We start from the raw sequence: 20,227 nt of genomic DNA on the forward strand, positions 1-20,227 counted from the left end.
TAGGGTCGTATGAACACGACACCATTAAGAAATAATCTACCACGAGAAGCCGACTTTCGGCAATGAAAAAGATAGCCGAGCTTTCGTTACCGGAAAGTCGGTCGTCTCGTCATGCCGATTGAAAACTTTTCAAAGCCGAGCTTCTCGTAATACGGTCCCAAGTCTTCGACACACATGAGTTGAGGGATGACGCGATGTCGTTCACAGTGTTGAATGAGTTGAACCATGATGTCTTGGCCGATTCCTTTCCCTTGATGGCTTGGTGACACGCACACGCCGCATATGATGCCGGTAATCACTCCGTCTGAGATGACGCGCCCCATCCCGACCAGCCGTTGATCATCAAACGCATACAGCGCATACCAACTTTGCCGACACATTCGCTCCAACTCTTCAGCGGATAACCCAAGTGAATTCCAACCTAACTCTTCATAGATGGTTAACAATGCTCCAAAGTCAGCAGGCGGCTCCGTCGTATAGCGGATCGATTCCATGATTGACTCCTCCGTTCTTTTCGTAGACTCTCTTTCAACTCCCAGACGTAAATAGACGGCTAGGGCTACTATCAGTTTAGCGCTTATACGCAATCGAGTCTTGCTCATCTCTCGCGCCGCCCCTAATGAAAAAAGGCGACCGGCCCGATTCAAGTCGGACCCATCACCCTTTCGATTCACTTCTTGTAGAACATGATCGCCTCGTACGCCCGAAGCGACAACGTCGTCCCGTCGAGCTTCGGCACGTCGTAGTTGTGGCTGACGACGTCGGCCCGCGTGAAGCCTTCCGGAATCTCATACGTCGTCTCAGGTCCGTAGAAGTTCGCGACGACGAGCACTTCCTCCTCGTCCGTCTTCCGCGTGTACGCCCAGACGTCGAGCGCGTCCGGCGTCAGGAGCGTATAGTCCCCGTCCGTCAACACGTCGAGCTCTTTTCGGAGTGAAATCAAGTTCTTGTAGTGGTAGAACACCGAGTTCGGGTCGTCGAGCGCCGTCTCGACGTTCACGTCTGTATAGTTCGGCGCGACGTTGATCCACGGCGTTCCGCTCGTGAAACCGGCGTGCGGCGTCGCGTCCCACTGCATCGGTGTGCGCGAGTTGTCACGTGACTTCTGTTTGATGGCGGCCATCATGTCCTCGTGCGACACGCCCTGCTCACGTTTCAGCTTGTAGATGTTGAGCGTCTCGATGTCACGATACTCATCGAGCGAGTCGAAGCCCGGGTTCGTCATGCCGATCTCCTCGCCTTGATAAATGTATGGCGTCCCTTGCAGGCCGTGCAGCACCGTCGCGAGCATCTTCGCGCTCTCGACGCGGTGGTCGGTGTCATTACCGAAACGGCTGACGACGCGCGGCTGGTCGTGGTTGCACCAGAAGATGGCGTTCCAACCCTTGCCGTGCATCCCTTCCTGCCACGTCGACATGATGTCTTTCAACTGTAGAAAATCGAACGGGGCGGCGACGAACTTCTCGCCGTTCGGGTAGTCGACCTTCAAGTGGTGGAAGCTGAACGTCATGCTCAGTTCTTTCTCGTCCGGGTTCGAGTAGCGAACACAGTGGTCGAGCGTCGTCGATGACATCTCGCCGACCGTGATAACGTCGTGCCCCTCGAACACTTCACGGTTCATCTCTTTTAAGAACTCATGAATGCGCGGCCCGTCCGTATAGAACTTGCGCCCATCCGAGTCGTCTTCCGGGAAGTCCTGTTGTTTCGAGATCAAGTTGATGACGTCGAGGCGGAACCCTTTGATGCCTTTCTCGCGCCAGAAGCGCATCATCTCATAGACGTCCTCGCGCATCTGCGGATTTTCCCAATTCAAATCGGCCTGGGTCACATCGAACAAGTGGAGATAATACTGGCCGCTCGCCTCGTCATATTTCCAGGCGTTGCCGCCGAACTTCGACTCCCAGTTCGTCGGTTCGTCGCGCCAAATGTAGTAGTCGCGATAACGAGCGTCACCGGCGAGCGACTTCTGGAACCATTCGTGCTCGGTCGAGGAGTGGTTGACGACGATGTCCATCATGAGCCCAATCCCGCGCGCCTCGGCCTCGCGGACGAGCTCGTCGAGGTCGTCCATCGTCCCGTAAGATGGGTCGATTGCATAGTAGTCGCTGACGTCATAGCCGTTGTCGTTTTGCGGCGACTTGTACACCGGGGTCATCCAGATGTATTCGATGCCGAGCTCGGCCAAGTAATCGAGCTTGGCCGTCACCCCTTTGATGGAGCCGGTGGCATTGCCTTCCGGGCTATAGAAGCTTTTCGGATAAATTTGATAGACGACAGATTTGCGCCAGTTTGGTTGTGTCATAGATGTAATCTCCTTTTGTAAGAGTTTTCATTTGTACAGGAAAAGGGGAAGAACCTCCGTCCCTCCCCTTGTCCGTGATCTTCTTATGCGACTTTGTTTTTCTCAATCTCGCCTTTTTTCATGTAACGTTTCGACAGCGCGAGCGTCAACACGAACGGAATGACGAGGGCGATGACCATCCCGATGATGAAGATGAGAATCTTATCGGTGAAGATCGACAGGAATCCAGGAAGACCCCCGACCCCGACAGCGAACGCCTGGACGTCGTTCAATGTGATGAACACCGCCGCGACGGCCGACCCGATCATCGCCGAGTAGAATGGGAACTTGTTCGGCAAGTTCACCCCGAACATGGCCGGCTCGGTGATCCCGAAGAAGGCCGAGATCGATGACGTCGAAGCCATACTCTTTTGTTTCGCGTTGTGCTTGTAGACGAAGAACATCGCGAGTGCGGCTGCACCTTGGGCGATGTTCGACAAAGCGAGCATCGGCCAGAGGAATGTCCCGTTCGTTTCTGCGATGAGCTGCAAGTCGATGGCTAGGAACAAGTGGTGCATCCCTGTGACGACGAGCGGTGCGTAGAGCAGACCAAACAGGAGTGCCCCGACGACCGGTACCGCTTCGAACACGTTGACAATTCCCGTCGCAATCACGTTACCGAGGCCACGTGTGAGCGGTCCGACGATCGAGAGGGCGAGGAAACCGGTGATGACGATTGTCGTGATCGGCACAACGAGCAATTGAATTGCGTTCGGTACATGTTTCTTCAAGAAGATTTCAATGTGGCTCAAAATGAAGGCCGCGGCCAAAATCGGAAGAATCTGACCTTGGTAGCCGACTTTCTCGATTTCGAACAAGCCGAGGATGTTGAACGTCGGAACTTCGCCTTCAAGCGCTGCTTGTCCGTAGCCCCATGCGTTCAAGAGGTCCGGGTGGACGAGCAAGAGACCCATGACAATCCCGAGCACTTCGCTGCCACCGAACCGTTTCGTCGCCGACCAACCGACGAGTGCCGGGAGGAAGACGAACGCCGTGTTCGCCATCATGTTGACGAGATCCCATAACCCTTGTAGGTTCGGATATTCCTCAATCAGCGTCGCACCTTCGACGAACAGTCCTTCTGAGGCGAGCAAGTTGTTGATCCCCATCAATAGACCGGCGACGATGATGGCCGGGATGATTGGCATGAACACGTCCGAGAACACTTTGACGAGCTTCTGGAGCGGGTTCATCTTCTTACCGCCCGACGATTTGACCTCGGCGACCGTCGCCGCTTCAAGCCCAGCGAGTTTGATGAACTCGGCATAGACACGTTCGACGTCCCCGGCCCCGATGACGACCTGATACACACCCGAGTTTTCGAATGCGCCTTTGACGAGATCGGCTTCTTTCACTTTCGCTTCATTGACGAGCGACTGGTCTTTCAACGAAAGACGGAGCCGCGTGACACAGTGTGCCGCTTTGTCGACGTTATCCTTGCCCCCGATGGCTTCAAGGATATCCGCGGCGATTTGACGATAATCTGCCTTCATAATTGTAGGCCTCCTTTGTTTGAAAGCGTTTGTTGAAAACGGTTACTTATGAGTACAAACAAAGTTTAACTTATATAGACGAGTTCTGTCAACAACTTATCTATATAAGTTACCGTGACAAATGTGTGACAGGCGTTCATTCATTTTGTTCCCTCTCGTGTCGATTCGAAACGAAAAAAGACCCCTTCCGAAGAAAGGACCTTAGCGGCGGGCCACGTCACTGAACTGGAACTTGTCGAGCCGGTGACGGGACTCCGTATATTCGAACTGGCGTCCCTCATATAGGAACGTATCGTTCGTGATGACGATGACGTATTCATAGTCATGTAGATCGAGCCGCACCCGGTCGAGCGCCGTCACGTCCTCGGCGGCTATCTTCCGCTTGGCGTAACTGATTTGCAGGCCGAGGTCGTGCTCGATGTAATGATAAATCGAATGCGCGGCGACCGCCTCGGTCAATCCAGGCACGAGGTCTTTGACGAAATAGTTGACGTCTAGGATGACGTTCTCCCCGTCGAAGTTCCGGATCCGCTCGATGCGATACATCTCCGTCCCCGGCTCGAGGTTCATCCGTTCGGCGAGCCAAGGCGGCGCCTCAATCTCCTCGAACGAGGCGACCGTCGTCTGAATCGAGCGGCCGAGCATGGACGCGTATACCTCGGAGAAGCTGACGATGCCGTTGAACTGGAACTCGATTTGGTCACGGCGAAGAACGAAGACGCCTTTGCCGTGATGCTTCCGGACGTAGCCGTGCTCTTGCAAGAGATCGAGCGCCTTGCGGACTGTGCCGCGGCTCGCCTCGAACGCATGCATCAGCTCGGTCTCGGACGGGAGCTTCGATTCGGCCGGCAAGGCGCCGCTCCGCATCTTCTCGGCGAGCTGTTCGTAGATTTGGCGATACTTGGCCACGTGTCTCCTCCCCTTTCAATCGAAAAAGACGACCGCTCGGCCGTCTTTTGTTTTACCAGTCGCGGCGATACCACGTGATGCCGATTGCCCCAGGTCCGAGATGCGTCCCGATTACCGGACCGAAGTGGCTCCCCGTGATATGCGCTTTCGGGAACTTCGCTTTCATCGAGGCGATTTCCTCGGCCTGCCGTTCCGGGCAGTTGGCATGGATAATGCCGATGCAGTAGCCTTCCCCGTCTCCGTCGATTGACTCTTCCATCATCTCTTCGATGCGGCGGACCGCCTTCTTATACGTCCGAATTTTCTCGAACGGGACGATGAGCTTGTCTTGGAAGTGGAGCACTGGCTTGATTTGAAGAAATGAGCCGACGAGCGCCTGTGTCGTACTGAGACGACCCCCACGTTGCAAGTGATCGAGGTCATCGACGACAAAGTAGGCACGAATCAGCGCCCGCATCTTCTCAAGATGGGCAAGAATCTCTTGGGCCGAAGCACCAGCGTCACGAAGGTGAACCGCCTCTTCAACGAGGAACGCTTGCGGCATACACGAGATTTCCGAATCGAACGCGTGGACGTTCACGTCGACCATGTCGTTCAACGCGACCATCGATTGGTACGTGCCGCTAATCCCGCTCGAGAGCGTGATGGCGATGACATCGGTCACATCACTCGGGAGCTGCTCGAGCAACTCGACCGTCTCCCCGATACTCGGTTGTGACGTCGTCGGCAAATTCCCCGCCTCGATGCGGTCATAGAACGCCTCGGTCGTGATGTCGACGGCTTCGCGGTACGATTCCCCGTCAAAAATCACGCTGAGCGGCGCGACGTGCACCTCGCGCGTCTCACAAAATTCGGCCGGCAAATAGGCGGTACTGTCGGTCAAAATAGCTATGTTTCCCATTCTATATCCTCACTTTACGTCGTTTCATTTTTCCAATTATGTTAGGATCCCATTCCATATTGTAACACAAAAACGAGGTAAAGCATCGGTCTCGGTCAAATCTCGACCCATCCGCGGCGAATCGCGTCGACGACGGCTTGCGTCCGGTCGTTGACGTCCATCTTGCGGAGCACGGAAGACACGTGGTTTTTGACCGTCTTCTCACTGATGAAGAGCATGTCGCTAATGTCGCGGTTCGAGCGGCCGTCGGCGAGCAAGTGGAGCACTTCGACTTCACGGCGCGACAACAGCTGGTACACCGGATCGTCCGTGCGGCTCTCGACGTTGCGCCCGGCGTGCTCGTCTTTGATTTGAAGCAAGCGGCGATATTCTTTCAAGACGCCCGTCGTCACTTTCGGGTGCAAGTACGCCCCGTCCTTGGCGACCGAACGGACGGCCGAGATGAGCTCGGTCGAGGCGACTTCTTTCAGCAAGAAACCTGAAGCCCCGGCTTCAAGCGCGTGCGTGATGTACGACTCATCGTCGTGAATCGACAGGATGAGGACGCGTGTGTCCGGTGAGAGGAGCGACAGCTGCTTCGTCGCCTCGATGCCGTTCAAGTCGGGCATGTTGATGTCTAGAATCATAATCTCCGGGTTGTGCTCGCTCGCGATACGAATCGCGTCGAGCCCGGTGCGCCCTTCGGCGACGACGAAGAACTCGTCCTCTAAATCAAAAATCCGTTTCAAGCCTTCACGAAACAGCTCATGGTCATCGACGATCGCGATGCGTGTCTGTGTCAGTTCCATTGGATGATTCCCCCTTGGTTGGTTCGGTTACGCGATTGGAATCGACATGCGGACGACCGTCCCTTTGCCGACTTCCGAATCGATGGTGATGCTTCCGTTCACGAGCTCGATCCGTTCGCGCATCCCTACGATGCCGAACGACTCTTCCCCGATCGTGCTCGGCACGAAGCCGACGCCGTGGTCGCGCACGTGGATATGAATCGCATCATGTGCTTGTTCGACGTTGACGATAATCTCGGCCGTCTTCGAATGTTTGATGGCGTTTTGGACCGCCTCTTGAACGAGACGGAACACGTTAATCTCGAGCTTCTCCGGCAGGCGGGCCCGATTCCCACGATAGTTGAGCCGCGTCTTGATGGCCGTGTACTCTTCGGTCTGATGCAAGTAGCGCTCGAGCGTCGGCAAGAAGCCGAGGTCGTCGAGCGACATCGGACGAAGGTCATAGATGAGCCGGCGCACGTCGACCAAGGCACCGCGGATGAGCCGTTTCAACTCATGCAGCTCGGCGAACGCCTCGTCTTTGCCGCGCTTGTCGAACGTCTTCTCGATCAAGTCGGCCCGAATCAAAATATGGGCAAGCGATTGCGCCGGTCCGTCGTGCATCTCGCGGGCGAGGTGGCGCCGCTCGCGCTCGGCCGCCTCGAACACGCTGATCGCCATCTCTTGCTTCTTCATCATGTCGGAATACTCTTGTTGCAAGTCGTCACGTAAGAAGTTCAAGACGACGGAGACGCGACTGACGAGTTTCTCGGCCCGCTCGATCGTGTCCTCGAGGACGAGCAATCTGCGCTCGAGGTCGTTTCGACGCTGCTGCGCGTTCATCTCTTCCTTTTGGACGAGGAAGCGCTCGAGCTGCATCTGGTTCGCCCGCTCGTAGGCGTCCCGGATTTCTTGTTCGCTATGTATATGAAACTTCTTGCTCACTTGGACGAGCTTGTTCTTCGCCGCTTTCACGAGCAAATCGAGCCGGTCCGATTCGGCGATGTAAAACTCGATCTTCTCCGTCAGCTCTTTCAACTCGTTTTGAATCAAGGAGTACTCGGTGGCCGAACTCTCGGTGATCCGGACGATCTCCTCTTTACTTTCCGTCACCGTATCAATCATATTTGTTATGATATGTTCTAAAGCTGTACGATCGGTAATATGATTCACGATGCCATCCCCTAATACGTCGGTAGTTAGTCCTCGTTTCTATTATCGTCTGAAAAAGCGAATGTTACAGCGAAACGTAGTGGTCTCCTTTAGCCAAATTCGCCAAGTGCGGCATGAACGCCTACTTGAATTCTAAAAAAAATATTCAAAAATAGAAAGGAGAATTTTCAGAAATGTCTGTTGAACCAAATTATACTATAAAACAAGATGGAGAATACGAGGTCGTCATCCAAAAGTCAAAATTCATCGCCCACTTCAAACGGGTCGCGACCGAGGAAGAGGCGCAAACGTTCATCCAAACGATCAAAAAGGCACACTGGAACGCGAACCATAACTGTTCGGCCTACATCATCGGGGAACGGAACGAACACCAGAAGGCGAACGATGACGGCGAACCGAGCGGCACGGCCGGCATGCCGATGCTCGAGGTGCTCCGCAAGCGACAACTGAAAGACACGGTCGTCGTCGTCACCCGCTACTTCGGCGGCATCAAGCTCGGTGGCGGCGGACTCATCCGCGCCTACGGTGGCACGGTGAGCGAGGGGCTCGATGCGATCGGCATTGTCGAGCGCGTCCCGATGCAACGGTTGACGCTATCGGTCGACTACGGCTGGATTGGGAAAGTCGAGAATGAACTGCGGCAATCGGACTATCTGCTCGACGATATCGTCTACGCCGAGGACGTCACGTTCCACGTCTCGGTCCCGGTCGAAGAGACCGAGACGGCGCTCGCCTGGCTCGTCGATTTGACGAACGGGCAAGGGGGTCTTAAGACCCAGGACGTACGTGTCATCGAACGTGATTTTGTGCGATAAGTCACGTATACTAAAAGAAACGACTGAAATGAGGAGATGACATGGAACAACCCCCTCGTAAGACACGTACCCCGTGGAAAGTGATCCTCATCGCCCTCGGCATCGTCCTCGTCCTCAGCGGCGCCGCGTTCGGTTATTTCGTGTTCAAGGCGAACGAGACGGCCGAAAACACGAACGACGCGCTCGACCGTGGCGACAAGTCCGAGCGCCGGGACGACAGCATCGACTTGACGAAAGACCACTTCTCCGTCCTCCTCGCCGGCGTCGATGGCGGTGCCTTGCTCGAGGAAGGCCGCACCGATTCGCTCATGGTGGCGACGTTCAACAAGGAATCTCGCCAAGTGACGCTCGTCAGCATCCCGCGTGACGCCTACGTCGACATCGTCACGACGGACGGCGAGTTCAAGGACAAAATCAACCACGCCTACTCGTACGGAGGTATCGACACGACAATCGCGACGGTCGAGAACTTATTCGACATCCCGATTGACTATTACGCGACAATCAATTTCGACGGCATCGAGGACCTCGTCGACGCAGTCGGTGGCGTCGAAGTCGACGTGTTGATCCCCATCTCGGGACGGGCGACCGGGAACGTCGAACTCGAACCGGGCGTCCAAACGCTGAACGGCCAGGAGGCGCTCGCCTACGCCCGGATGCGCAAAGACGACCCCGAGGGTGACGTCGGCCGGGCGAAACGCCAGCAACAGGTGCTCGAGGCAATCATCAACGAGGCGACGACGATCAACTCGTTCGCGAAGCTGAACCGCATCATGAACGCCGTCGGCAACAACATCCGGACGAACATGACGCTCGCCGAGGCATCACAGCTCCAGCCGTACACGAAGTCGCTCCGCTCGTTCAACCAAGAGACGCTCAAAGGTGGCGACTTGACGATCGGCGGCGTCTACTATTACGAGATTGACGAGGCGGACCTCGAAGACAAGCAAGCGCTCCTCAAGACCGAACTTGGACTGCCGGTCACAGCAGAAACTGACACGCAAGAAGAGTCAGACGATAACCTATCAGAAACGACGACCTATTAAAAAACGACCGTGCGGCTTCCCACGGTCAGGCTGTTAACGAACCCATTCGCTTTTCGCGAATGGGTTCGTCTCATTTTTATGTTCGATAAGCTTGAGACGCTCTGCCCAGCACGAGATTGAAAACGAGGTCTTTTACTTCGGCCATCAAGACCTCAGAAAAACACAAACGGCCGCCTGATGGTGACCGTTTGTGTTGCTCGTCCGAAGGCGCACCGACTCCAACAGGAACGCAATCCGACGGAGACCCAGCAGCGACGCAAGTCGCGATGCGGCTCCGGGATTGCCTGCGGCAAGCGTGGGCGCCTGAAGGACGAGCGATTTTATTGATGTTAGTCAACAAGCTGCCGCGGGGCTTCCCACGGTCGTTTCCTGTTTAATCCGCCGCCTTCGTTCGGCCGAGCAAGCGCCGGGACGTTTGAATGAGCGGTTTATAGTTCGGATGAATCAATTCGGTCGACTCGACGATGAGCTCGATGACAATCAAGACGATGATGAACGTGATGACCGCGCCGAGCATCGTCGTCTTCGCGAACAAAATCGAGGCGATGCCGAAGAAGAGCGTCATCCCGTACATGAGGAGCACTGCTTGGCGCGTCGTGAACCCCATATCAATCAGTTGGTGGTGCATGTGCGACTTGTCCGGCGACATCGGCGGCCGTCCTTGGACGAGCCGGCGAACGATGGCGAAAATCGTGTCCGAGATCGGCAAGCCGAGCAAGAGGACCGGCACGACGAGCGAGAACAGCGTCACGTTCTTGAAGCCGATGAGCGAGAACACGGCGAGCATGTAACCGAGGAACAGCGCCCCGGTGTCGCCCATGAAAATCTTCGCCGGATAAAAGTTATGCACGAGAAAGCCGAGCGTGCTCGCGAGCAGGAGCAGCGCCATCATCGTCAAATAGACGTTGCCTTGAATGATGGCGAGCAAGGCAATCGTCCCGAGCGCGATGCTCGAGACACCGGCTGCGAGGCCGTCGAGGCCGTCAATCAAGTTGATGGCGTTCGTGATCCCAATCAGCCAGAGCACGGTCACGGGGATGCCCCATGAGCCGAGGTAGAGCTGTTGGTCGAACGGCAAGTTGATCATCTCGATCCGCATGCCCGAGTTGAGGACGACGACGGTCGCGATCATCTGCCCCATCAACTTGACGCGGGCCGACAGCTGGAACCGGTCGTCGATGAGGCCGGTCAAGACGATGACGACGGCACCAATCAAGATGGCGTCATTGTATCGGCTCGCCGGGAGCAACAGGGCGTAACCGATTAAAAACGCGATGAAGATGGCAAGACCACCGATGCGTGGCATCGTCCGCACATGTACTTTTCTTGCGTTCGGGTGGTCGACCGCGCCAATCAAGTACGCGAAGCGGCGTACGAGCGGCGTGATCAACATGGCCATCACAAAACTGACCAACATGGCAATCCATAACATGGGCCAACCGTTCCTCTCTCGTTAAAAAATAGACTCTGGCGAATTATAGCATAAATCCCATCACCGAAATCGTATCAGAAATGTTACAAGCAAGAAAGCCCGACGAGTACTTCGTCGGGCTACCGTCATGCGTGCGCTGGTTCCGTCGTGACGTTCTCAGCTGTTTCATATGTATACAGGCCGCGGCCAATCTTCTTAATCTCTGGATTGACCGACTCGATTTTCACCATCAGCTGATAGATGTTGCTGATATGGTGCCGGTAACGGAGCTCGAGCTCCATTTGGATGTCCCGTACGCTCATCGTCTTCCGTTCTTTTAAGAGGTCCGTCACTTGATGGACGTACACCTCAAGCGGATAACGTTGGTTGACGCGGCGCGGACGCAGCCGTTTCGTCGCATCGAGCATCATCTCGTCTTCACGTTTGTCCCGGCTCAGTTCTGCGATCAAATACTCAGCACGGCGCTGCAATTGTCGATACGACTCCTCGATCTCCATCAGTTCCCGATAGATGTGCTCGTTGATGTTCGTGGTTTCCATGCACAAATCCCCTTCTACATTCCATTTAAAACCCTTGATTACCTATTTTAAATCAAGAATTTCTAATAATTCCTTGTTTCCATATAAAAGTGTAACGGATTTGTAACGTCCTTGTCATCTGTTTTTGGGCATTTCTGTCTATTCGGGACTTTATACCTAAATAAAGACGGCGACTGTTCGGGGCAGTCGCCGTCTCACGGAAGATGATTGTAGTCTTTACGCTCCGACGCGTTCGAGGATGCGTCCGAGCGAGAGTTCGTCGGTTGAAGAGACGATGAGGTCTGCATGACCGAGCATCGACTCGTCCCCGACGGCGACAGCAAACATGTTTGCCGCTTTAATCGCAGTCACGCCTGCGGCTGCGTCTTCAACGCCGATGGCATGTTCGGGTTTCACGCCAAGGGCAGAGGCAGCCTTCAAAAACACTTCGGGATGTGGTTTCGAATCGGCGACAGTTGCTGCATCGACAATGTGGTCGAAGTAATGACGGACACCAAGTGCGTCAACGACCGCGAATGCGTTCTTTGAAGCAGATGCCATTCCGATTTTGAGTCCCGCCTCTTTGATTTCATCGAGGAATGAAACGATGCCTGGGAGCAAATCGTCAGAAGAGATGTGCTGAATGAGTTCAACGTAATGCTCGTTTTTCTTGTTCGCGAGTTCCGCTTTTTCAGCCGGTGTGAAGTCAGCCTGCCGTCCGCCGAGCGCGAGGATGCGTTCGAGCGAGTCGGTGCGACTCACGCCTTTTAGCGTCTCATTGAACTCACGGTCAAAGGGAATGCCGAGCTCTTCTCCGAGTTGTTTCCAAGCGAGGTAATGGTACTCCGCGGTGTCGGTGATGACACCGTCCAAATCGAAAATGACTGCTTCAATCGTTGACATACATGCTTTCCGCCTTTCCTTCAAATGTTTCTGTCGTCAGACTACATTTAGGGAACTTGACAAGTACCCGCTGCTCGTTGGTCATCGATGCAAACGGTTGCACTTGTTCGATTTCTATTATATCGGATATCGGTTCATCTATGCAACCGCTTTCGCAGAAAAAAATAAAAAGAGGAGCACATCGCCCCTCTCTTGATCCTTATAATTGGATGCCGACGACTTTCACGTTGACCGCGAGCGGTGTCATCGCGAGCATCGTGTCCATGTCTTGCGTGATGCGTTCTTGGACGGCCGTGACCGTCTTGATGATCGACTGGCCGTACGCGACGAAGACCGCAAGCTGGATGACGACGCCTTCCTCGGTCTCGTCGACTTTCACGTGCTTCATGAGCGCACGCTCCGACAACTTCGTGTCTTCCTGTGTGAACGAGACGTGCTTCGTCTCTTTCACCGCGACCGCGGCAATCATTTCCACGACGTGGCGTGAGACGTTGACGTCTCCTTCAGTACTGTTCATTCCATTTCCGTATGGCATGGTGTCACTTCCTTAGCTCTAGTTTCGTTACCCTACTTTAAAGTGTAGCGGAAAACGCTCGTTTAGAAAAGGGTTTACGCCTTTGTCGCCCGTTCGTCCTGCGCGCGGCGGACGTCAATCTCGACGAGCGGGCGCAACAAGCGCACGACCGGCGGGCTGATGATGACCGCGACGATGAGGAGTGACACCCCGAACAAGACGAGGAGCTGTTGCCACGACGTCGGCATGAACGCGGCCGGGATGAACGCCTTCCAGGCGACGACCAAGAAGACGTGCACCAAATAGACGTACAGGCTATACTTCCCGGCCCGGGTGAAGAGCGGCAGCTCACGTCCCGGCACGATGAGCGCGAAGCTGATCGCCATGAGGAGCGACACCGTGTAGACGATGAGGAACGCGAACGGCCCGCTCCAAATCGCCTCCGGCACAGCCGTCTCGTAGGCGAAGCGGAACTTGAACAAGTTGCCGACATGATAGAACGCGTCCGTGCGCTGGAAGCTCATCGAGGCGAGCAACCCGAGCGTGAGCGTCGTGAAGACGGCTGCTCCGCCGAGTCGGTAACGGTTGCGCTGCTCGGCCCGCTTCGGCAGTTCGAAGAAGTTCAACGTATTGCGCTCGCTCATCCAGTTGCCGATTAAGAAGAACGGATAAAACATGATGACCTTACGCAAGGCGAAAAAGCCGGTCGACTCAGCTTGGAAGCCGAAGAGGAGCGCGAACAAGAGCGCATAGAGGACGTAGCCTTTCAACTGGGTGACGTACGGGGTGATGACGTACCAGATGATGATCGCCATCAAGTACCAGAGCGCCCAATACGGCTTCAAGACGTTCAGACCCGGATTGTCAATCGACAAAAGCGGGATACCCTCGGTGAAGGCGAACCACGACCCGAGAATGACTTGCCAGATGACGTAGACGACGAACAGCTGGATGACGCGCAAATAACGGTTCTCCCGGAAGAAGTAACCGCTCAGCATGATGAACAACGGCATATGAAACGTGTATAAGAACAAATAAATCCAATTCGGCAACAGGTCGTCATAGGCGCCGCGTACATCGGTCAGCAAGTGACCGAAGACGACGAGCAAGACGAGCACGCCTTTAATATTGTCGTACCAATGGTTTCGCATAAACATTCCTCAAGTTCTATCTAATTTTTCCTCACCCATCATAGTCGATTTTTCTGCGTACGGAAATTACGATTTCACAAAAAAACGATGACGTCACTGTCATCATTCCCACATTTCATCCGTTGCAAGCGATTTCTTCAAAAAATGCTCACGTGTAAGCACGTTTGCCGCGTATTCAAATAGACGAGTTTGGGTAATGTATAGTATAGTAGTTTTACTAAATAGTCTGAATATTCTAAAAAGGAGGTGTAGAGAATGTCTTCCGTCATCCGTAACCGCCATCACATGGTCCACGACCCGAAACGATCATTCTCTAACTTCGGATTCTGGTGGTTCATCGGCGCCTTTTCCGTCGGACTGTTCCTCGTCGCCTTCGAACCGTTGCGCGACCGGTTCACCGCCATGCATCCGTTTCTGTCTACACTCTTTTTCATCGGCATCACGTTCTTGACCGGTGTCGTCATGAAGCTCGCCCGGGACGTCTGGTGGCTCAACTACTTGCTCGAACGCACCGCGAACCGTTACCTCTACATCGGGCCCGATACGCTGAAGAGCTGGGAATATACGCTCGACTCGATTTGGCTCCTCACCCGCACGTCACAAAAAAAGCTCGGCCGATTGTATATCCACATCGACCGAACTGTCCGTTCTGAAGAGGCGAAACGTCTGTTCGCCGCCTATTTGATTGACCGCGGTGTCCTCGTCGTCTACTCTCGGCCATCGACATCGAAGCCGAAGAAGATGGCGTAAGGTCAGCCGATGAATGACGCGACCCATGTCCGGGCCGCCTCGACTTCCTCCATCCGCAGTTCATGCCCGCCTCCGTGATAGAAGAGTTCAACGTCCGCCCCGGCTGTCCGGAGCGTCGATGTGAACTCTTCTGTTTCTGTTTTCGGGCAAATCGGATCCCGTTCCCCGGCCGAGATGAATACGTTCGCGCCGGAAAGGCTCGGGAGCGTGAGCGAACGGTCCGGCACCATCGGATGGAACAACAGCGACGCGTGGAACGCGTTCTGACGATAGAGCGCCGAGCCGATCAAGTTCGCCCCGTTCGAATAGCCGAGCGGGATCATCTTGTCGCGGTCAATCCCATACTCCGTGGCCGCCTCGTCGAGGAAGGCGAGGAAGCGTTCCGTCTGCTTCTTCAAATCTTCCAAGTCGAGCACACCTTCCGCGTGGCGGCGGAAGAAGCGTGACATCCCGTTCTCGAGGACGTCGCCCCGGAGCGTCAAAATGTTGGCGTCCGCGTTCAATTCTTTCGCGAGCGGAATCAAATCCTGCTCCGTCCCGCCTGTACCGTGTAAGAGGACGAACGTCGTCTCGGTCGTACCTTTAATGAATTGATGAATCATAGTATCTCTCCTTTTGGAATCGTGATTGGGGGTAACGTCTTCGTGATGGCGTCGCGCTTCGACTCGAACCAGTCCGGCAGTTTCAACGATGTACCGAGCGACTCCATCGTCTCGTCGACGAGGAAGCCCGGCGCGTCGGTCGCGAGCTCGTGCAAGATGCGCCCGTCATCGTGAAAGTAGACCGAGCGGAAATAGTGCCGCTCCTTCACCTCGGTCGGGCGGAGCCCGCGCTCGAAGATGACGTCTTGCCATTTGTCATAGTCGCTTCCGTCCGTGACGCGCCAGGCGATGTGATGGACCGTCCCCGTTCCCGGCACCCCGTTCGGGAGGACGGTCTTTTTCACGTCGATGACATTGCCGTAGTCGGCCGTACCGACGAGTCGGACCCATTCCGAATCTTCCCCTACCTTTTTAAAACCAAACAGGTCGGTCAAGAGTGTGACGGTCGCTTCTGGATGTTTCGACAAGAGCGTCGCCCCGGCAAACCCGGTGATCGCCTCTGCTTGCGTGATGCCGGGGACGACCCATTTCGTGTGTTTCGAACTCTTTCGGGCGACGAGCTCGACGACGAGGCCGTCCGGGTCCTCGAACAAGAGCGATGGCTCCCCGAACCGTTCGGTCGCGACCGTCTGGATGCCATGCGCGTTCAAGCGATCTTCCCAAAACGAGAGGCTCCCTTCCGGCACGAGGTACGCCGTGACGCCGACCTGCCCACTGCCGACGCTGCCTTGATTCAAGCCTGGGATTGGGAAGAACGTGATGGCCGTCCCCGGCGCGCCTTCCTCGTCCCCGAAATAGAGATGATACGTGCCCGGGTCGTCGAAGTTGATCGTCTGTTTGACGAAACGGAGTCCGAGGACGTCACCGTAAAAGTCGATGGTCCGTTGCGGCTCTTTCACCATCGCCGAGATGTGATGGATGCCCACTGATTGCAGTGTCATGTCATGTCCTCCTTTTTTATCTTGATTTCAAGATAAATCATTTTTGAAGAAATGTGAAACTTTTTGCTCACGAAGGCGTACGCTAAGCGTAGACACTTTTTTGAAGGGGGTATAAACATGACATTACACATCGATCACGTCTCGAAGCAGTTCGGCGACTTCACGGCCGTCGACGACTTGAGCTTCACCGTACCGAAAGGCGAGATGTATGGGTTACTCGGAGCAAACGGCGCCGGCAAGACGACGACGTTCCGAATGATCCTCGACATCTTGAAACCGAGCGACGGCAACATCTCGTGGGACGGGCGTGTCGTCGACCATCGCCTCGTCGGCTACTTGCCGGAAGAACGCGGGCTCTATCCGAAGTCGCCCGTGCGCGACCAGCTCGTCTTTCTCGCAAGTCTAAAAGGCATTCGCTCGGCCGAGGCGAAACGAGCCGTCAAGTCGTGGCTCGAACGACTCGAGATTCCTCAATATGAAACGATGCGCGTCGAGCAGCTGTCAAAAGGAAACCAGCAGAAAGTCCAGCTCGTCGCCGCGCTGATTCACAACCCGGAGCTCCTCATCTTAGACGAGCCGTTCAGTGGGCTCGATCCCGTGAACGTCGAAATTCTGAAGCGGGAAGTGCTCGCCCTTCGTGACGCCGGGACGACAATCGTCTTCTCGAGCCACCGGATGGAGCACGTCGAGGAGCTGTGCCAACATATCGGCATCTTGAAGGGTGGGCGCGCCGTCGTCAGCGGCGACGTGACGTCCATCAAGTCCCGATACGAAGAGCCAGACCTCTTCCTTGAGACGGACCGAATCGACGTCGTCACGGCGCTCCCGGTCGTCCGCGCGGTCGAACCGCATAAAACGGGTCACCTTGTCCGCCTCGCCTCGTTCGATGACAGTGACGCCGTGCTCGGCGCCCTCGTCCAAGCGGGGGCTTCCGTCAAGACGTTCATGCGCCAGCCTGTTTCTCTGAACGACATCTTCATCAAGGAGGTCGGCCAACATGTTTCATAACTTCGGACCGCTCTACTCGTTCACGTTACGTTCGAAACTTCGTTCCAAGGCGTTTCTCATCTCGACGCTGTTGACGATCCTCTTCATCTTCGGTTTCACGAACATCGATCGCATCCTATCAAACTTCGCGGACACGGACAGCGGGGAGGCGCTCCTCGTCACGGAGAACGTAGAACTTGTCACCGTCATGCAGTCGCTCGGCTACGAAGACGTCGAGGCGTCAAACGTCACCGAGGACGAGGCACGAGAAGGACTCGATAATGGCGACTACGAAGTCGTCGCCTTCATCGACGGCTATTCGGCCCGCGTCTTGTCGGAACGTCCGGAGACGGAGTTCACGACACTCCTTCAGACGGCGCTCCGTGAAGTGCGGAACGCCGAGTTGATCGATTCGGCGAATGTCGACCCGGCCGTTATCGCCGCCCTCAACGAGCCGATCCCGGTCGAAGAATCGTATCTCGGCCGCGGCGGGGAGAACTCCGACGAGCTGTTCTCGTCGTTCGCCTTCGTATACGTGATGCTCATGCTCCTTTACGTCTCGATTATCACGTATGGGTCGATGATTTCGACCGAGGTCACGACGGAGAAATCGTCGCGCGTCATGGAGCTCATCATCTCGACGACGCACCCGGTGACGCACATGCTCGCGAAAATCTCGGCCATCGGGACGCTCGCGTTGCTCCAAATCGGCATCTTCCTCGGCTTCGGTTACTTCAGCGCCCGGAGCAATGAGATGGCCCAGTCCGTCATTGAGAACGCCGGCAATGCCCGTGCCGTCCTCTACTTGTTGACGTTCTTCGCGCTCGGCTATCTGCTGTATGCGGCCCTCTTCGCCGTTCTCGGTTCGCTCGTCAGCCGTGTCGAAGAGGCACAACAGATGACGATGCCAGTCATCATGCTCCTCGTCGCTGGTTTCCTCGCCGCCATGTTCGGCTTGAATAATCCGGACGCACCGATCGTCGCGATTCTGTCGTTCGTCCCGTTCTTCACACCGATGCTCATGTTCCTCCGGGTCATGCTCGTCGACGTGCCGGTATGGGAAGTCGCCCTGTCGATTGGGATCACGCTCGGCTCGATTGGCGTCATCCTTTGGATTGGCTCAAAATTCTATCGCGGTGGCGTCTTGTTCTATGGAAACAACGCATTGAAACAATGGAGACAAATATTACAGAATCGCCAATAACGTTTACAGCATTTTCGTTTTCGTATACTCTAAAGAATGTGCAAAATGAGGAGGAAACGAACTATGCGATCACGATTACTCGCAGCTTTGATTTTTACATTCATGACGACGCTCACGACGTTTATCTGTTACACCGTCTTCTTGGAAGCCGATGCGTTGTGGCAAATCTTGCTCGCATATGCGGGAAGTACGTTCCTCGGAACGCTTGCGTTCTGGTACCCGGTCAGCCGGCGTTCCCAGACGTCGCGGTTCGGTGGGGCCTGGATCGGGATTTTGATCACGGCGACGACGCTCGTCGGGTTCACGATCATCCGCTTCACCGTACGAGGTGACGCCGCTTCCTTACTCGACTGGCAGACGATGGTCGCGAGCCTCGCCTACACGTTCGGTTACGTCGGATGGGTGCTCACGATTCTGAACATCGTGCTCGGCTTCTTACTCGCCGGGACAAAACCGAAAGTCCGTTATGAAGCGCGCATGTCGCGCTAAACGAAATGCAGCCGTCCAATTTGGACGGCTGCTTTTTCATTGCAATCGATACGATTTGGTGACGACCCCGAACTCCGTGTACTGGAACGAGTTCTCGGTGAACTGCTCCGGGACGAGCCGGTCGACGTAACGGGCGAACGGGACGATTCGGTTTGACGTGTCCTGGGCCCGGCCGAGGTCGAGCACGGCGTCGACGAGTGCCTCGAGCGCGTGATGGTTCGTCGGTTCTTCGTCTTCGGCGAAGATGCGACGCAACTCCTCCTCGTGCATCAAATCAAAGATGCGCATCCTCGCCTCGAGCTCGAGCTGCATGTCCTCGGTCGACTTGCCGTGCATCGCCTCGTCATAGGCGAGTCGCATCTGTTCGATTTCAGGGACTTTCCCTTTCATGAGCACTTTCAGCGACTCTCCCGTCCAAATGTGGCGGGCCAAGTAGTTCGCGTCAATCTGGAGCGCCTCGGCGAGCGCCTCTATGTAAGGCATCGTCGGGTATACTTCGCTCAGTTCGGTCCGGCGAATAAAGTACGGCGCGACCCCGAGCTTGTCGGCGAGCGCCTCAATCGAGATGCCGGCCCGCTCACGTAAAATCCGAATCCGATCCCCGTAACCCCGGTACGGTGCGTTCTTTCCATCCATGTGTCTCTCCCCCTCTCTCTCATTATAGTTCCCGAAACGACAAAAAAATACTCGGAAGCGACTGCCTCCGAGCAAGAAAATCATCTTATTTCTTCGTCAATTCGACGACTTCAGACGAGCCGGCCGTGACGTTGTCGCCTTCTGCGACGAGCTTGTTCACTGCGAAGCTGTCGTGGTTCGTGATGATCACCGGTGTGATCGTCGATGGCGCGTTCGCTTTGATGAAATCAAGGTCGAACGTGACGAGCGTGTCGCCCGCTTTGACCGCTTGGCCTTCTGTCACGTGCGTCTCGAAGCCTTCCCCTTTAAGGTTGACCGTGTCGAGGCCGATGTGGATCAAGTACTCCGCACCGTTATCCGCGTTGATACCGATCGCGTGTTTCGTTGGGAACACTGTCGCGATTGTCCCGTTGACTGGTGAGACGACTTTGCCGTCTGTCGGCTCGACTGCGATGCCGTCGCCCATCATTTTTTGTGAGAACACTTGGTCAGGAACGTTCGTGATGTCGATGACCTTTCCTGTAAGCGGTGAAACCGCGTTAAGTTGTTCTTCTTTACCACCAAAAAGTTTTTTAAAGAATCCCATAGCTTAATCCCTCCAACATGTTCTGTTAATCAAAGTCTTAGCTTTTATACCCGAAAAGCTCGCACTTCA

At 55.3% G+C, this 20,227-nt stretch carries 22 protein-coding genes; 6 read left to right on the plus strand and 16 right to left on the minus strand.

Annotated elements, in window-relative coordinates:
- Positions 1–86: 86 nt before the first annotated feature.
- The 7 genes from DI14_RS10270 to DI14_RS10300 form a co-directional block, all read right to left on the minus strand.
- Entirely contained in the window at positions 87–497 is a 411-nt protein-coding gene (locus DI14_RS10270) for a GNAT family N-acetyltransferase (RefSeq protein WP_369792711.1), read from the minus strand.
- 173 nt (positions 498–670) lie between these two features.
- Positions 671–2,302 carry an alpha,alpha-phosphotrehalase gene (gene treC, locus DI14_RS10275; protein ID WP_034808234.1) on the minus strand — a complete coding sequence of 544 codons (1,632 nt, stop codon included), beginning with the start codon at positions 2,300–2,302 and terminating at the stop codon, positions 671–673.
- Positions 2,303–2,385: 83 nt separating this feature from the next.
- The gene (gene treP, locus DI14_RS10280; RefSeq protein ID WP_034808236.1) at positions 2,386–3,834 is read right to left on the minus strand and encodes a PTS system trehalose-specific EIIBC component; all 1,449 of its coding nucleotides are present in this window, start codon (positions 3,832–3,834) and stop codon (positions 2,386–2,388) included.
- A gap of 201 nt (positions 3,835–4,035) precedes the next feature.
- Positions 4,036–4,743, minus strand: a complete 708-nt coding sequence (gene treR, locus DI14_RS10285; RefSeq protein ID WP_034808238.1) for a trehalose operon repressor — start codon at positions 4,741–4,743, stop codon at positions 4,036–4,038.
- A 52-nt stretch (positions 4,744–4,795) separates the two neighbouring features.
- Positions 4,796–5,644, minus strand: a complete 849-nt coding sequence (locus tag DI14_RS10290) for a DegV family protein (protein ID WP_034808240.1) — start codon at positions 5,642–5,644, stop codon at positions 4,796–4,798.
- Positions 5,645–5,739: 95 nt separating this feature from the next.
- Positions 5,740–6,432 (minus strand): response regulator transcription factor, encoded by a 693-nt coding sequence (locus tag DI14_RS10295; protein WP_034808242.1) that lies wholly within the window; start codon positions 6,430–6,432, stop codon positions 5,740–5,742.
- Between the two features lie 27 nt (positions 6,433–6,459).
- Positions 6,460–7,584: a sensor histidine kinase gene (locus DI14_RS10300; protein ID WP_200871117.1), complete on the minus strand. Its 1,125-nt coding sequence runs from the start codon at positions 7,582–7,584 to the stop codon at positions 6,460–6,462.
- 173 nt (positions 7,585–7,757) lie between these two features.
- Here DI14_RS10300 and DI14_RS10305 point away from each other — a divergent pair, with 173 nt between their 5' ends.
- Both DI14_RS10305 and DI14_RS10310 read left to right on the plus strand, forming a co-directional pair.
- On the plus strand, positions 7,758–8,399 hold the full coding sequence (locus DI14_RS10305) for a YigZ family protein (protein ID WP_034808245.1): 642 nt from the start codon (positions 7,758–7,760) through the stop codon (positions 8,397–8,399).
- A 41-nt stretch (positions 8,400–8,440) separates the two neighbouring features.
- Positions 8,441–9,445 carry an LCP family protein gene (locus DI14_RS10310; protein ID WP_034808246.1) on the plus strand — a complete coding sequence of 335 codons (1,005 nt, stop codon included), beginning with the start codon at positions 8,441–8,443 and terminating at the stop codon, positions 9,443–9,445.
- Positions 9,446–9,818: 373 nt separating this feature from the next.
- On the opposite strand, the gene DI14_RS10315 is transcribed toward DI14_RS10310, so the two are convergent.
- From DI14_RS10315 to DI14_RS10335, 5 genes are all read right to left on the minus strand, one after another.
- Positions 9,819–10,877, minus strand: a complete 1,059-nt coding sequence (locus tag DI14_RS10315; RefSeq protein WP_034808247.1) for a glycosyltransferase family 4 protein — start codon at positions 10,875–10,877, stop codon at positions 9,819–9,821.
- A 125-nt stretch (positions 10,878–11,002) separates the two neighbouring features.
- A complete protein-coding gene (locus tag DI14_RS10320) occupies positions 11,003–11,416 on the minus strand; it encodes a hypothetical protein (RefSeq protein ID WP_034808248.1) in 414 nt (137 codons plus the stop codon).
- 216 nt (positions 11,417–11,632) lie between these two features.
- Positions 11,633–12,298 (minus strand): beta-phosphoglucomutase, encoded by a 666-nt coding sequence (pgmB, locus tag DI14_RS10325; protein ID WP_034808249.1) that lies wholly within the window; start codon positions 12,296–12,298, stop codon positions 11,633–11,635.
- A 199-nt stretch (positions 12,299–12,497) separates the two neighbouring features.
- Complete coding sequence (locus tag DI14_RS10330) at positions 12,498–12,833, minus strand: Asp23/Gls24 family envelope stress response protein (protein WP_034808251.1); 336 nt, start codon at positions 12,831–12,833, stop codon at positions 12,498–12,500.
- Between the two features lie 74 nt (positions 12,834–12,907).
- Positions 12,908–13,963, minus strand: a complete 1,056-nt coding sequence (locus DI14_RS10335) for an acyltransferase family protein (RefSeq protein ID WP_034808252.1) — start codon at positions 13,961–13,963, stop codon at positions 12,908–12,910.
- Positions 13,964–14,218: 255 nt separating this feature from the next.
- On the opposite strand from DI14_RS10335, the gene DI14_RS10340 reads away from it, so the two are divergent.
- Positions 14,219–14,713 carry a hypothetical protein gene (locus DI14_RS10340; RefSeq protein ID WP_034808254.1) on the plus strand — a complete coding sequence of 165 codons (495 nt, stop codon included), beginning with the start codon at positions 14,219–14,221 and terminating at the stop codon, positions 14,711–14,713.
- A gap of 2 nt (positions 14,714–14,715) precedes the next feature.
- On the opposite strand, the gene DI14_RS10345 is transcribed toward DI14_RS10340, so the two are convergent.
- Both DI14_RS10345 and DI14_RS10350 read right to left on the minus strand, forming a co-directional pair.
- A complete protein-coding gene (locus tag DI14_RS10345; protein ID WP_034808256.1) occupies positions 14,716–15,315 on the minus strand; it encodes an alpha/beta hydrolase in 600 nt (199 codons plus the stop codon).
- Positions 15,312–16,256 carry a VOC family protein gene (locus tag DI14_RS10350; RefSeq protein WP_034808258.1) on the minus strand — a complete coding sequence of 315 codons (945 nt, stop codon included), beginning with the start codon at positions 16,254–16,256 and terminating at the stop codon, positions 15,312–15,314. Before DI14_RS10350 ends, DI14_RS10345 begins: the two co-directional genes overlap by 4 nt.
- A gap of 117 nt (positions 16,257–16,373) precedes the next feature.
- Between DI14_RS10350 and DI14_RS10355 the strand changes: the two genes are divergently transcribed.
- The 3 genes from DI14_RS10355 to DI14_RS10365 all read left to right on the plus strand — a co-directional run bounded on the left by DI14_RS10355 (position 16,374) and on the right by DI14_RS10365 (position 18,936).
- Positions 16,374–17,264 carry an ABC transporter ATP-binding protein gene (locus DI14_RS10355; RefSeq protein ID WP_034808260.1) on the plus strand — a complete coding sequence of 297 codons (891 nt, stop codon included), beginning with the start codon at positions 16,374–16,376 and terminating at the stop codon, positions 17,262–17,264.
- Positions 17,254–18,447, plus strand: coding sequence for an ABC transporter permease (locus DI14_RS10360; RefSeq protein WP_034808264.1), 1,194 nt, complete (start codon positions 17,254–17,256; stop codon positions 18,445–18,447). Before DI14_RS10355 ends, DI14_RS10360 begins: the two co-directional genes overlap by 11 nt.
- Before the next feature lie 63 nt (positions 18,448–18,510).
- Complete coding sequence (locus DI14_RS10365; RefSeq protein ID WP_034808265.1) at positions 18,511–18,936, plus strand: hypothetical protein; 426 nt, start codon at positions 18,511–18,513, stop codon at positions 18,934–18,936.
- 36 nt (positions 18,937–18,972) lie between these two features.
- Here the strand turns inward: DI14_RS10365 and DI14_RS10370 are convergent, their stop codons facing one another.
- Together DI14_RS10370 and DI14_RS10375 are read right to left on the minus strand one after the other, a co-directional pair.
- Positions 18,973–19,572, minus strand: coding sequence for a helix-turn-helix domain-containing protein (locus DI14_RS10370; protein ID WP_034808267.1), 600 nt, complete (start codon positions 19,570–19,572; stop codon positions 18,973–18,975).
- Between the two features lie 85 nt (positions 19,573–19,657).
- Positions 19,658–20,158, minus strand: a complete 501-nt coding sequence (locus DI14_RS10375) for a PTS glucose transporter subunit IIA (protein ID WP_024370518.1) — start codon at positions 20,156–20,158, stop codon at positions 19,658–19,660.
- Positions 20,159–20,227 lie beyond the last annotated feature (69 nt).

This window comes from Exiguobacterium sp. AB2 (genome assembly GCF_000696055.1).
Lineage (GTDB): Bacteria > Bacillota > Bacilli > Exiguobacteriales > Exiguobacteriaceae > Exiguobacterium > Exiguobacterium alkaliphilum.